Genomic DNA, 12,582 nt, shown 5'->3' on the forward strand with positions numbered 1-12,582 from the left:
ATTCACACGTCCGCCGCGATCTCGTTGGTAAAGCGCGGGCGGGTGAACACGAAGTTTTTGAAGGTATAGTTGTCATCCACCCAGCCGGACCCGAATACCGGTTCGTACGTGTTCGAGGTTTCGACAATAATCAGCGTGTCCTGGTTCGGCATCGGCGGCAGGCTGTCGCGCATGTTCGAAATGTTGTCATCCGTCCAGATGCCGTCATAACCGCGCGAAGTCGACCAGCGGACGTAATGGCGATCATCATCTCCGTCATAAACGATAAGCGAAACCCGCAGGTTCATTTCCGACCCGTTGTTCACCATCCTTTGCATCAATTCGTGCAGGGAATCGACATATGTGTTCGTGATCATCTGCGTCTCGCGTGAGATCAGATCCCCAAGCGTGTAGGCTGCCTTGAGGTTCGAGGCGCTTTGCCGGAAGCCTTCAAAAAAGGTGAACGCGCCGGTGATCGTCCACACCAGCATCGGGAAAACCAGCACGGCCTCGACGGTCAAAAGACCGGATTCATCGCGTGCGGTGCCCCCAAGGCGACGTCGGATTTTAGGGAAAAGGCGCATCATTAAGGCTCCTGAACGAAGGCGGTTGTCGCTGTCAGCGCGATCTGACCGGTATCATCAACCAACGCACGTCCCATGGCCGAAGTCGGGAACACGGGATCGACCTTTGCGCAGGCGCGCAGGATCATCAGTTCGTTGGAAAGACCGTTGTTGAACTCGCGTACCGGTTTGACTTCTTCCGAATTGTCGGTGCAGTCCGGCTCGACGGGCAGGTCCACACCCACAAAGGCGTCCTGGATAATCATTTCCAGCCGCAGGTTCGTGCTGCAGCCTCTGACCACGCCCGCCCTGGCGCAGATCGAGTCCTTGATCTGATCGTGGGTGGGGTTGGTGCCGGTACCAAGACGGATGTCGCGCACCGTCTGGTCCACGGCTCGTTCCAGCATCGCCTGCTGCATCGTCACCAGCGAATATTCCATTGCGCTGAGGATGAAGAACATGAACACCGGAAAGATCAGGACGAATTCGACCGTCACCGCGCCGTCCTCGGATTTCCTGATCTTACGCGCGCGCGCCAGAGATCTACGGATCATTGTGTCAACCTCAGCTTCTTGATCGAAGACGCGATGGATTCAAACGCCTTCTCCAGATTGATGCCGCTCACGTCGTAGACATGGCTGTCCGAGCTGGCGCAATCCTTGATCGTATTCAGACCGCTTGTCGGTGCCTCGAACGCAATGCCATAGATGATGACACCTTTGTTTCTGGCGGCTGCGCAGATGTTTTTGGTTCTGGTGTTCTTAGAGCTTGATCCGACGTAGCTGTAGAGGTCGCGATACCATGTCTGAACCGGATCCGACTCGAACTCGTAATTGACGACCGCGTTCCAGTAGACCGAGGCGAGGTTGAAAAGCTGCGGATATGTCAGCCGTGTCGCCTCACCCGGTTCGTTTTCACCATGGGGATAGGACGCGTACTGTTCCTGCTGAGACCAGTAGTACCGGTCCGGGTCGGTCGAGACACGGACGCTGTATTCACCCTTGTCACCGTTCCAGCGAACGTAGTCAGGGTTGTACCAGACATCTGAAAGACCATCGCGGTAATCGGAATGCAGTTTGTACTGGTTTGTGTTCTTACCGTCGGTCATCACAATGACGACCTTAAGAACGTCCTCTTCGTAAGCCATCGGACGGTTGCTGAACTTGGCCGGCACAATGCCCTCGGTGGCCAGATCGTTGATAACGCTCCGGAATTGCGGGTCCACCATCGCCGAACCCCATTTCATGCCGATATCAATCGAAGTGTTTCCGTTCGGCGTCAGGGCGTCGATCTGGTCATGCAGGAAATTGATGTCGTCGGTCATCGCGGTGATTTCACTGCCTGCACGAACAGGGCAGATCGGCGCCGCGATCGGCGTTTCCGAATTTGTGAAAACATCGAAATGCGCCGTCCGCTGCAACGTTGTTGTCGGGCTCAGCCCGGCGGTGTTGAACTGGCTGGATGTGAAGTTGACGCAGTGCGAATAGCTGTGCTCGGACGATACATTCGTGAATTTGTCCAGAATGTCGGCGCCGGCGTTGACCTGAGTTGCGTAGGGGACGATCGACATCGAGATTTTGCTCTCACCCGGTTTGTCGAGCATCAGCGTCACGAATTCCTTGGCCGCGCTTCTTAGCGCTGCGATTTTCGAAACGCCGGGCGAGGCTGAGGCTCTGCTCATCGAGCCGGACATATCGAGGACCAGCGAAATCTCGACCGCACCAATGGATTCTTCCGCCGTGCTGGCGGCGTTGGCGGTCAGAGAGTGGATGCCGGAAAAGCTCATGAAATGCGTATCGACGACGGCTTCGGCAGTGGCCGACACGATGCGCGTGCCAATACCTTCCTGCACGCTGACCGTCTTGAGCTTGTCGAGAAGCCCGGCCTTGTCCAGATAGGACTCCACCACATCCCGCGGCGGAAGGGTCTGGTCCAGGTCCGCGGCGGCAAGAACCGCGCGATCCAGAGTGGACTGCAGGTTCGCCCTGTCGCGCTCATAGTTCATGAGGTCGACGCCCATCCCCGTCGTCGCGAATATTACCAGGAACCCGAGCAAAACAAAAATCGTGAACGTCCCGTCTTCGTTTCTCGAAAAACCCCGGGCCGCCGAAACACTGTCTTTTATTCTTTTAGTGCCGCTTTGAAATACGCGCGTTACCATCTTGATGACCTCGCTGAGCAGACATCCAACACTGCTAAGGAAAAGTTAACATAAGGAAATTACCGTCGAATCGTGGCGGGAATTGGGCGAGAAAGCCCCGGATATCGCCTCTTTGCAGGTATTTGCAGGATAATTTGACGGCGTTGGTTGTCGTTGTTTTCGATTGGGCGACAATTCGGCCAACACGCGCTGGCAACGGCGACTCAGCGCATATGACCGCCATTTCCCCGTTTTTTTCGCTTTATTTCTGCTTAATTATTGATCGTTTACGCATAGGGTGCGACAAAACGTCAGGACGCAAGTCGTTCGCTGGCACGGAGGATTAAATGACGGCCACAAATGAACCCAGCTTTCGCGAAAGTGTAGATCTCATGTTCAACAGGGCGGCGTCTCTGATGGACCTGCCCCCGGGGCTGGAGGAAAAAATCCGGGTCTGCAATGCCACCTACACGGTGCGGTTCGGCGTGCGCCTGCGGGGCGAAATTCACACGTTCACAGGTTACCGCTCGGTCCATTCCGAACATATGGAGCCGGTGAAGGGCGGTATTCGATATGCGCTTGCCGTGAACCAGGACGAGGTCGAGGCGCTTGCCGCCCTGATGACCTATAAATGCGCTCTGGTTGAGACCCCGTTCGGTGGATCAAAAGGCGGCTTGTGCGTCGATCCGCGGAAATACGAAGAACATGAAATGGAACAGATCACGCGGCGGTTCGCTTATGAACTGGCCAAACGTGACCTGATCAACCCGTCTCAGAACGTTCCGGCCCCGGACATGGGGACGGGCGAGCGTGAGATGGCCTGGATCGCGGACCAATATGCGCGGATGAACACAACGGACATCAACTCGCGCGCCTGCGTTACCGGCAAACCCCTGAACGCCGGCGGGATCGCGGGGCGGGTCGAGGCGACCGGGCGCGGCATTCAATACGCGCTGCGCGAGTTCTTCCGCCACCCCGAGGATATTCAGAAGGCGGGCCTGTCGGGCACTCTCGATGGCAAACGCGTCGTTGTGCAGGGGCTGGGCAATGTGGGCTATCACGCTGCAAAATTCCTGAGCGAAGAGGACGGTTCCCGGATCGTCGGAATTATCGAATGGGACGGCGCGCTGTATAACCCTGACGGGATCGACGTTGAATTGGTGCGTCAGTGGATCGTGAAGCATGGCGGCGTCAAAGATTATCCCGATGCCACCCATTCCGCAGAAGGCGCCGAGGTGCTGGAGGCGGAGTGCGACATCCTGGTTCCGGCGGCGCTGGAGGGCGTCATCAATCTGGGCAATGCGGACCGCATCAAGGCCCCTCTGATCATCGAGGCCGCGAACGGTCCGGTAACAGCCGGCGCAGATGAAATTCTGCGCAAGAAGGGCACCGTGATCATCCCCGATATGTATGCAAATGCCGGTGGTGTGACGGTTTCCTATTTCGAGTGGGTCAAGAACCTGAGCCATATCCGCTTTGGCCGGATGCAGCGCCGTCAGGAAGAGGCGCGCCACGAACTGATCGTCAGCGAACTTGAACGGCTGGATCGCTATCTCGGAGATGCCTGGTCGATGTCTCCGGACTTCAAGGCCAAATATCTTCGCGGCGCGGGCGAGCTGGAGCTGGTGCGCTCGGGCCTGGATGACACGATGCGCATCGCCTATCAGTCCATGCGCGAGGTCTGGCACAACCGCGACGACGTGGAAGACCTGCGGACTGCGGCGTATATCGTTGCCATTGATCGGGTGGCCAAAAGCTATCGCGCCAAGGGGCTTTGATTTTTCAGGGGGCGATCCGGTCTGCACCGGGCCGCCCCATCGCAACGGGTCTGCGCGCAACACGCATGCCCGATGTCTAAAACGGCGATGGAAGGCCAGTTCGACCGGCGTTAAGCTGCTGCGACAGAAACGAATCCGGGAGACCCCCATGTTGCGCATTGCCATCGCGGCCGTATTGCTGGCCACACCTCTGGCTGCTCAGGAAAGCAAGGAACAAAGCTGCCAATATCAGGCGGATGTTGTTGCGGCGATTTAAAAGGCCCGGCTGGACAAGGTGAAAGAGCGCGACGTGCCGCAGGCTGTCGCGGACACAGCGCCCAACTGGCCCGATAACTACAATGCAGCGATCCCGTTGATCACCCCCTGGGTGTACGAGCAAAAGATGCGCGATGTTCGCAAAAAGGACCTGAGCGCGGCATGGTTGGAGCTGTGCCTGCAGCAATAATCCACAGAGCCCGAAATTCTTTGTGGACAAACGCGCGTCATACCCTTGGCGCGCGTTTCCGTTTCTGCCAAGTTTGACCCATGTCACTGCCCTCCGGATTTCTTGATGAACTGCGCACCCGGCTGAGCCTGTCTCAGGTTGTCGGCCGAAAGGTCATGTGGGATCAGCGCAAGTCCAATCAGGGCAAGGGCGATATGTGGGCACCATGTCCGTTCCACCATGAAAAGACGGCCTCGTTCCACGTTGATGACCAAAAAGGGTTCTACTACTGCTTTGGCTGCCACGCCAAAGGCGACGCGATCAGTTTTGTGAAAGAGACCGAAAATGTTTCCTTCATCGAAGCGGTTGAGATTCTGGCGCGTGAGGCCGGGATGCCCATGCCCGCACGTGACCCAAAGGCGCAGGAAAAGCAGGATCGCCGGTCGCAACTGGCCGAAGTGATGGAGCAGGCCGCGCAGTTCTTTCGCCTGCAACTCAAGACCGGGGCAGGGGCTGCAGCGCGCGACTACCTGACCCGCCGCGGGTTGCAGGATCAGGCGCTGGAGCGTTGGGAAATTGGCTTCGCGCCTGACGGCTGGCAGGCACTTTGGGATCATCTGCGCGGTAAGAACGTGGCCGAAGACCTGATCCTGGGGGCGGGTCTGGCCAAGCCCTCGAACAAGGGCAAGAAACCCTATGACACGTTCCGCAACCGGATCATGTACCCGATCCGCGATCCACGCGGGCGCTGCATCGCATTTGGTGGTCGGGCGATGGACCCGAATGATAACGCCAAGTATCTGAATTCCCCCGAGACGGACCTGTTCGACAAGGGGCGCAGCTTGTACAACCACGGTCCTGCGCGTCAGGCGGCGGGCAAGGGGCAACCGCTGATTGTGGCGGAAGGGTACATGGACGTGATCGCGCTGGCCGAGGCCGGGTTCGGTGCCTCTGTCGCGCCTTTGGGAACCGCGATCACCGAGAACCAGTTGCAGTTGCTGTGGCGGATTTCAGACGAGCCGATCATCGCGCTGGACGGCGATACGGCGGGGTTGCGGGCCGCCATGCGCGCGGTCGATCTGGCGCTGCCGCTGCTTGAGGCCGGAAAATCCCTGCGGTTTGCTCTGATGCCCGAGGGTAAGGACCCGGACGACCTGCTGCGTGCCGAAGGGCCGGGCGCGGTTCAGGCGGTTCTGGACGGGGCCATCCCCATGGTCAAGCTGCTGTGGCAACGCGAAACCGAAGGCCGCGTGTTCGACAGCCCCGAGCGTAAGGCGGCGCTGGACAAGACGCTGCGCGACAAGATCAAGCTGATCCGCGATCCGTCGATCCGGTCGCATTATGGTCAGGAAATAAAAGATCTGCGGTGGCAGCTGTTTCGCCCGCAACGCCCGTCACAAGGCCGCCCATGGCAGCCACGCGGAAAATGGCAACCGCAGCCACAACCGGCGACACCGGGTGCGCGGTCGTCGTTTCTGGCGTCTTCCGAAAACGCGGAAATTCAGCTGCGCGAAGCGGCAATTCTGGCCATTGCCGCGTTGAATCCGCAGGTTGTTGTGCAATTCGAACATCAGTTGGATGAGATGGAATGCCGCGATCCGGACCACGCGCTGCTGCGCGCGGCCATCCTGAGGCATGCAGTAGATGACCCGGACAATCTGAAAGACCATATTGCGGAAACTTTGGGGCCCGATGCCCTTGAAAACCTGCTGGCCCTTCGCCATGTCGCAGTGATCCCCTGTGTGTACAAGCCAGGCGACGTTGAAAAGGCCGAGATGACGCTGGCCGAGGAACTCGCAAAGATCAAAGCGCTCCGGGGGTTGGATGCTGAAATTGCCGAAGCCGAAGAGGAACTGTCTGATCTGGCCGATGAGGCGCTGACCTATCGGCTGGCGCAAGCCGCCGAGGAACGCAACCGCACAAGCCGCAGCCAGAATGAAGACAGGGCCGTTTTCGACATCGCCGACAACGGCGCGCGAATCAACCGCGACGAGAAAGACGCGTTCAAGGCAATCACATCCGGTATCAAATTCGAGCGAAAACGCAGATAAAGTGGTGTTTTCGTAAGGCACTGGAAAAGAAAAACGGGTAAACGGGTGGCCGAATCACTTTCACGCGCTAATGATTCGGTTCAAACGAATCACCCATCCCTGCAGGAGCATTGAATGGCCGCCAAGGATACGAACGAAGACCGCAAATCCGACGAGCAGGAACAGGAAATCTCGCTGGACATGAGCCAGGCCCAGGTCAAGAAGATGATCGCCGAGGCCCGCGAGAAAGGTTACATCACCTACGACCAGCTCAATCAGGTTCTGCCGCCTGATCAGGTCAGCTCGGAACAGATCGAAGACGTGATGTCGATGCTGTCCGAAATGGGCATCAACATCATCGAAGATGAAGAGGCCGAAGAGGAAGAGAACAAGGGCTCGACCGAACTGACCACTACAGAAAGCAACCGCGAGGTTGCGCTGGCTGGTGCCGCCACCGAAAAGCTTGACCGCACAGACGACCCCGTCCGCATGTACCTGCGCGAGATGGGCAGCGTCGAGTTGCTGAGCCGTGAGGGCGAGATTGCCATCGCCAAGCGGATCGAGGCCGGGCGCAACACCATGATTGCCGGTCTGTGCGAAAGCCCGCTGACCTTCCAGGCGATTACCATCTGGCATGACGAATTGCTTTCCGAAGACATTCTTCTGCGCGACGTCATCGATCTGGAAACCACATTTGGCAACCAGTTGGATGAAGACGGTGACGTGGAAGAACCGGTTGTCGATACCTCGACGGTGCAGGCTGCGAAGCCGGCCAAGGAAGCCGGGCCGGAACTGGACGCCGACGGCAACCCGATCGCCAGCGACGATGACGATGACGAGGACGATCAGGCCAACATGTCGCTGGCTGCGATGGAGGCAGCTCTGAAAGATCAGGTGCTGACCACGCTGGAACGGATCTCGACCGATTTCTCGATGCTGTCCGAAATGCAGGACAGCCGGATTTCGGCAACGCTGAACGAAGATGGATCGTTCAGTGAAAAGGATGAAGAGACCTATCAGAAACTGCGCGCGGAAATTGTTGAGCTGGTGAATGGTCTTCACCTGCACAACAACCGGATCGAGGCGCTGATCGACCAGCTCTATGGCATCAACCGCCGCGTCATGTCTCTGGACAGTGCGATGGTCAAGCTGGCCGACCAGGCGCGGATCAATCGTCGCGAGTTCATCGACGCCTATCGCGGTCGCGAACTGGACCCGAACTGGCTGGCCGAGATGGCCGAAAAGCCGGGCCGGGGCTGGCAGATGTTCATCGAACGCTCGACCGCCAAGGTCGAGGAACTGCGCAACGACATGGCTCAGGTCGGTCAGTACGTCGGTCTCGATATCCCCGAATTCCGCCGCATTGTGCAGCAGGTTCAGAAGGGCGAGAAAGAGGCGCGGCAGGCCAAGAAGGAAATGGTCGAAGCCAACCTGCGTCTGGTGATCTCGATCGCCAAAAAGTACACGAACCGCGGCCTGCAATTCCTTGATCTTATTCAGGAAGGCAACATTGGCTTGATGAAGGCGGTCGACAAGTTCGAATACCGCCGCGGGTATAAGTTCTCGACCTATGCGACCTGGTGGATCCGTCAGGCGATCACGCGGTCTATCGCTGATCAGGCACGCACGATCCGTATTCCGGTCCACATGATCGAAACGATCAACAAGCTGGTCCGCACCGGTCGTCAGATGCTGCATGAAATCGGCCGCGAACCGACGCCGGAAGAACTGGCCGAAAAGCTGCAAATGCCGCTTGAGAAGGTGCGCAAGGTGATGAAGATCGCCAAGGAGCCGATCAGCCTTGAGACGCCGATTGGCGACGAGGAAGACAGCCAGCTGGGCGATTTCATCGAGGACAAGAATGCCGTGCTGCCCTTGGACAGCGCCATTCAGGAGAACCTCAAGGAAACAACCACCCGGGTTTTGGCCTCACTCACCCCGCGCGAGGAACGGGTTCTGCGGATGCGCTTTGGTATCGGTATGAACACCGACCACACTCTGGAAGAGGTTGGCCAGCAGTTCAGCGTGACCCGCGAACGAATTCGTCAGATCGAAGCGAAGGCGCTGCGCAAGCTGAAACACCCCAGCCGGTCCCGAAAATTGCGATCCTTCCTGGATCAGTAAGAAGAAATGCGCCTCAACCGAGGCGCCTTTTTTCGATCACGCAATCCTCACGTTGTCCGCTGCGGCGATCAAATTGGCGGGAACTCACAAGTCTAAGGTTCCGCGCCTTTCTATATCCGGGGTGTCCACTCATGGGACAGGCCGGGGCGAGGCTGCAAGGCTGACGACCCCCGGCTGCCGCCCTCAGCGTTTCACCGGAAAATCCAGACGGCTCCGGAATGTGCTGGGCGCCTGACCGGTCCAACGCCTGAACGCGGTCGAAAAAGCGGGCTGATCGGCATATCCCAGCGAATAGGCGATCTCGGACAAGGGCATCCCGTTTGTAATGAAGGTCTGCGCCAGATCGCATCGGAGGTCATCGACGATATCGCGGTAACTTGAACCTTCGTCCTTTAGCCGCCGGGCAAAAGTGCGCGGGCTCATGCCCAGATTCGCGGCCGCTTCGTCGGCCTGAATGATCGAACCGGGCAGCGAGCGTGTGATCAACCCTTCGACCTGGGCGCGCAGCTTTTGCTTGGGCGAGCGTCGCTCGGCCAGGATGCGTTCACCATATTCCAGCAGGTGTTCGCGCAGGTTCGAGTCATAGGTCGGCACCGGCGTGTCCAGCGTTGACGGAGACAGCACAATCTCCAGGCGCTCAGCGCCGAACACGACCGGACATCCGGCCAGTTTCTGAAAGCTGCGCCTGTTGTCGCCGACTTCGTGCTGAAAGCGAACCTCGATGGGAAAGAAATTCGTCTGGGTCAGGCTTCTCATACGTGCCAGCCCGGCAAAGATAAGGAATTCCGTGCGCCGGTGGTATCGCGCGAAACTGGCGTCCTTCCATTCGGCTTCGACAGTGGCAAAGTTTCCTGCCAGTCGCAGGCTGAAAAAGATCGCCGGGTCGATGATCCCGTGAAAGCGCGATGTGTTTTCGATGACCTGTTTCAGGTCACGTGAGTACTTGCTGATATATGCGGTCAGGCTGGAGGATGACGAAAACGCAAGACCGGCCTGCGCGGCAAATGTGACATCGCCCAGCACATCGCAAGCGTATCGTACAAACAGCGCTTCCTGATGCGCGCTGTAGGTGGCTGCGGGGGGTGCGATGGCGCTACGGCTGAGGTCGCATTTTTCGAGGATACGATCAGCCACGACGGGATCGTTCGCCCGTTGATCAAGCGTTCTGGTCAACAACCGGATACGGGCGATATCGACGTCCATGGCTTTTTCTAATGTGGTTTCAGCGGATTTGCACGTATTTGCAGACGGTCTGACCATTTCACATCCGCGCAATGCGGACTTAGCGGCGCTTTTGGCCGATATCCAAAAACTATTGACCGATTGGCGCAAGAACAGCCGCAGGGGGATGCCTATTTTCGGCATGTTGTCGGGTCAGCGCCTTCAGGGGATAAGGTCAGAGCCACGCCAAACACCACTTTTACGCAGTTGGCTCCCCGACACGTTCCACCTTCGATCCAGACCGGCCCGGATGGCCTTCGTGTCACATTGTCCGGCTTGGGCGGTGGTGGAAGGGTACAGCAAGGGAAACAAGCGGACGGCGCCTGATGCGGAACAGTGAACGAACCGGCCTGTCCGACGGGCAGGACTTCATCGTCTTTGACGGGGAATGCGTTCTGTGCTCCGGGTTCTTTCGGTTCATGGTCGCGCGGGACAAGTCACGGCGGTTCAAGTTCGCAACTGCGCAGTCGCCCTTGGGTCAGCGTCTTTACAGTGACCTTGGTCTGTCTACGCAGGATTTCGAAACCAATCTGGTCGTCGTCGATGGCAAGGTCTATCAGCGTCTGGATGCGTTTGCCGCCGCGATAAGGCGTTTGCCCGGTGCCTGGCCGGTTCTTTCGCTGTGCAGGTTCTTGCCCGGATTTGTCAAAGACCCTCTGTATCATGCCGTTGCTCGCAACAGATACGCGATATTCGGACGCTCAGCGACCTGTCTGATCCCGGACCCGGCACTGCGCTCGCGTTTCCTGCCCGAGGGGTTTTGATTGGAACCCGATCCTTTTTTGCAGGCGCTGCCAACAACGGCCAGTTTGCCCCCTTCGGTGCAGAACTTGCACAGTCGTCCAGGACTGTACGCCGGGCGGTGCAGCGTCGCCGTGGGTAACGGGCGATTGAAAGCCTTGCTGCTGCGTCTAGGGGGCTTTCCACCGAGGGCCGAGGACATTCCGGTGCAGGTCAGAATTGTCCGGACCGGAAATGAATGGGTGTGGGACCGCGATTTTGACGGCCACATCACGCAATCGCGGCTGACCTTCGATCACACGCGCGGGTGTGTTCGTGAGCGGTTGGGCCAGGTGACCCTTTGGCTGGCGCCGGAATGTTCACACGGGCGCGTGCTGATCCACATCCGCACCCTCAGCGTTTTTGGACTTCGATGTCCTGCATTCCTGTTGCCGCGGTCATCAACCGCTGAATGGCAGGACGAAAACGGCCTGTTTCGCTTCGATGTCGCGGCGGCCATGCCAGGTATTGGAACCTTGATCCGGTATCAGGGATGGCTGGCGCCTGTTCACGCGCAGCCGCTATGTGACTGAATTCATCGTGATCCGGCTTTGTCCGGGTTCATTGTAAACTACGTCCATCCTTACCTCGAAACAGGAAAGAGTATCGTTATGAAAAAGGTTTTGAATTTCGCGGTTTTTGCAGCGCTTGTGCTGAGCACCCCGGCCTCAGCTTACAACGGGCGCATCGGGTACCAGACGGTGGCCCTGAACAACACGGTCTTTGAAGTGATCCCAAGAGGGCGGACAGACGCGGATGGCTACTGGTGCGCCGCCGCCGACTTTGCCCGCAGGTCGCTGGGCGCGGGATGGCAGCAGCCCATTTACGTCGTGCGAGGGTATGGTCCAAGCGAGGCGACCGGGCGCAGGACCGCCGTTCAGTTTTCGATCGCCCCGCCCAAAGGTGTTGCGAAGGACGTCAAGACGGTATCTGTTGGCTTCGTACCAGGGCAAAGCAGAACGGTCCAAAGCGCAAATGGCCTGTGCTACCGCCGCCCGCTTTTTGACGACTAAAGGAAAGTCGCCGCGTTTTGCTGACCGAGTTTATTATTTCGACGCATGGTCCCGGGTTGTACGAGTTTACCTCGGACGTGCGCAACTGGCTCAACTCGGTCGAACGCGACGGTTTGCTGACGTTGTTCGTGCGGCACACATCTTGTTCGCTGCTCATTCAGGAAAATGCCGACCCCGAGGTGCAGACGGATTTGCGCGCATTCTTTGATCGTTTGGTGCCGCCGTCCGATGACCCGTCCATGTCGTATCTGCGGCACATCTATGAAGGGCCGGATGACATGCCCGCCCATATCAAGGCCGCCATTTTGCCCGTATCCCTGTCGATCCCTGTCGCCCTTGGGCAGCCCGTGCTGGGCACGTGGCAAGGCATTTATCTGTTTGAACACCGCGCGGCGCCGCACAGGCGAAAGGTCGCGGCCCATTTCACATGACCCTTTATATTGCGGTGGAAAATTCCGACTACCCAAATCCTAGCGGCTGCCCTATAGTTGTGGATAAGTAAGCCGAAGTGCTTACAAAAAGAGGCCGAA

The 12,582-nt window shown here is 58.2% G+C and carries 11 protein-coding genes and 1 pseudogene; 8 read left to right on the forward strand and 4 right to left on the reverse strand.

The features are described 5' to 3' along the window. Positions 1–2 precede the first annotated feature (2 nt). Genes ACXAC3_RS10460 through ACXAC3_RS10470 form a run of 3 tightly spaced genes read right to left on the reverse strand, consistent with a single transcriptional unit; the run spans position 3 to position 2,703 of the window. Positions 3–566: a TadE/TadG family type IV pilus assembly protein gene (locus ACXAC3_RS10460; protein ID WP_475159521.1), complete on the reverse strand. Its 564-nt coding sequence runs from the start codon at positions 564–566 to the stop codon at positions 3–5. Then, positions 566–1,096 carry a TadE/TadG family type IV pilus assembly protein gene (locus ACXAC3_RS10465; RefSeq protein WP_475159522.1) on the reverse strand — a complete coding sequence of 177 codons (531 nt, stop codon included), beginning with the start codon at positions 1,094–1,096 and terminating at the stop codon, positions 566–568. The genes ACXAC3_RS10460 and ACXAC3_RS10465 overlap by 1 nt, the downstream gene beginning before the upstream one ends. Next, entirely contained in the window at positions 1,093–2,703 is a 1,611-nt protein-coding gene (locus tag ACXAC3_RS10470; RefSeq protein ID WP_475159524.1) for a TadE/TadG family type IV pilus assembly protein, read from the reverse strand. Before ACXAC3_RS10470 ends, ACXAC3_RS10465 begins: the two co-directional genes overlap by 4 nt. Before the next feature lie 326 nt (positions 2,704–3,029). Between ACXAC3_RS10470 and ACXAC3_RS10475 the strand changes: the two genes are divergently transcribed. The 4 genes and pseudogenes from ACXAC3_RS10475 to rpoD all read left to right on the forward strand — a co-directional run bounded on the left by ACXAC3_RS10475 (position 3,030) and on the right by rpoD (position 9,038). Further along, positions 3,030–4,460 carry a Glu/Leu/Phe/Val family dehydrogenase gene (locus ACXAC3_RS10475; protein ID WP_475159525.1) on the forward strand — a complete coding sequence of 477 codons (1,431 nt, stop codon included), beginning with the start codon at positions 3,030–3,032 and terminating at the stop codon, positions 4,458–4,460. Positions 4,461–4,608: 148 nt separating this feature from the next. After that, a pseudogene (locus tag ACXAC3_RS10480) lies at positions 4,609–4,905 on the forward strand (hypothetical protein). An 80-nt stretch (positions 4,906–4,985) separates the two neighbouring features. Continuing rightward, positions 4,986–6,935: a DNA primase gene (dnaG, locus tag ACXAC3_RS10485; RefSeq protein ID WP_475159528.1), complete on the forward strand. Its 1,950-nt coding sequence runs from the start codon at positions 4,986–4,988 to the stop codon at positions 6,933–6,935. A gap of 114 nt (positions 6,936–7,049) precedes the next feature. Next, positions 7,050–9,038, forward strand: coding sequence for an RNA polymerase sigma factor RpoD (gene rpoD, locus ACXAC3_RS10490; protein WP_475159531.1), 1,989 nt, complete (start codon positions 7,050–7,052; stop codon positions 9,036–9,038). A gap of 183 nt (positions 9,039–9,221) precedes the next feature. Here rpoD and ACXAC3_RS10495 read toward each other — a convergent pair whose 3' ends face one another. Beyond that, positions 9,222–10,241 carry a helix-turn-helix domain-containing protein gene (locus ACXAC3_RS10495; protein ID WP_475159534.1) on the reverse strand — a complete coding sequence of 340 codons (1,020 nt, stop codon included), beginning with the start codon at positions 10,239–10,241 and terminating at the stop codon, positions 9,222–9,224. 344 nt (positions 10,242–10,585) lie between these two features. Here ACXAC3_RS10495 and ACXAC3_RS10500 point away from each other — a divergent pair, with 344 nt between their 5' ends. The 4 genes from ACXAC3_RS10500 to ACXAC3_RS10515 all read left to right on the forward strand — a co-directional run bounded on the left by ACXAC3_RS10500 (position 10,586) and on the right by ACXAC3_RS10515 (position 12,483). Then, a complete protein-coding gene (locus ACXAC3_RS10500) occupies positions 10,586–11,023 on the forward strand; it encodes a thiol-disulfide oxidoreductase DCC family protein (protein ID WP_475159536.1) in 438 nt (145 codons plus the stop codon). Positions 11,024–11,080: 57 nt separating this feature from the next. After that, the gene (locus ACXAC3_RS10505) at positions 11,081–11,572 is read left to right on the forward strand and encodes a DUF4166 domain-containing protein (protein WP_475163405.1); all 492 of its coding nucleotides are present in this window, start codon (positions 11,081–11,083) and stop codon (positions 11,570–11,572) included. A gap of 78 nt (positions 11,573–11,650) precedes the next feature. Next, positions 11,651–12,052: a hypothetical protein gene (locus ACXAC3_RS10510; RefSeq protein WP_475159537.1), complete on the forward strand. Its 402-nt coding sequence runs from the start codon at positions 11,651–11,653 to the stop codon at positions 12,050–12,052. 17 nt (positions 12,053–12,069) lie between these two features. Then, positions 12,070–12,483: a secondary thiamine-phosphate synthase enzyme YjbQ gene (locus ACXAC3_RS10515; protein WP_475159539.1), complete on the forward strand. Its 414-nt coding sequence runs from the start codon at positions 12,070–12,072 to the stop codon at positions 12,481–12,483. Positions 12,484–12,582: the final 99 nt, after the last annotated feature.

The sequence above is a fragment of the Ruegeria sp. ABV4_181 genome, assembly GCF_056158465.1.

What these genes read in the sequence shown, in the direction of transcription:
- dnaG (WP_475159528.1), top strand. Translation starts at nt 4,986, where the DNA reads ATGTCACTGCCCTCCGGATTTCTTGATGAACTGCGCACCCGGCTGAGC.
- rpoD (WP_475159531.1), top strand. Translation starts at nt 7,050, where the DNA reads ATGGCCGCCAAGGATACGAACGAAGACCGCAAATCCGACGAGCAGGAA.
- ACXAC3_RS10465 (WP_475159522.1), bottom strand. Translation starts at nt 1,096, where the DNA reads ATGATCCGTAGATCTCTGGCGCGCGCGCGTAAGATCAGGAAATCCGAG.
- ACXAC3_RS10510 (WP_475159537.1), top strand. Translation starts at nt 11,651, where the DNA reads ATGAAAAAGGTTTTGAATTTCGCGGTTTTTGCAGCGCTTGTGCTGAGC.
- ACXAC3_RS10470 (WP_475159524.1), bottom strand. Translation starts at nt 2,703, where the DNA reads ATGGTAACGCGCGTATTTCAAAGCGGCACTAAAAGAATAAAAGACAGT.
- ACXAC3_RS10475 (WP_475159525.1), top strand. Translation starts at nt 3,030, where the DNA reads ATGACGGCCACAAATGAACCCAGCTTTCGCGAAAGTGTAGATCTCATG.
- ACXAC3_RS10495 (WP_475159534.1), bottom strand. Translation starts at nt 10,241, where the DNA reads ATGGACGTCGATATCGCCCGTATCCGGTTGTTGACCAGAACGCTTGAT.
- ACXAC3_RS10500 (WP_475159536.1), top strand. Translation starts at nt 10,586, where the DNA reads ATGCGGAACAGTGAACGAACCGGCCTGTCCGACGGGCAGGACTTCATC.
- ACXAC3_RS10460 (WP_475159521.1), bottom strand. Translation starts at nt 566, where the DNA reads ATGATGCGCCTTTTCCCTAAAATCCGACGTCGCCTTGGGGGCACCGCA.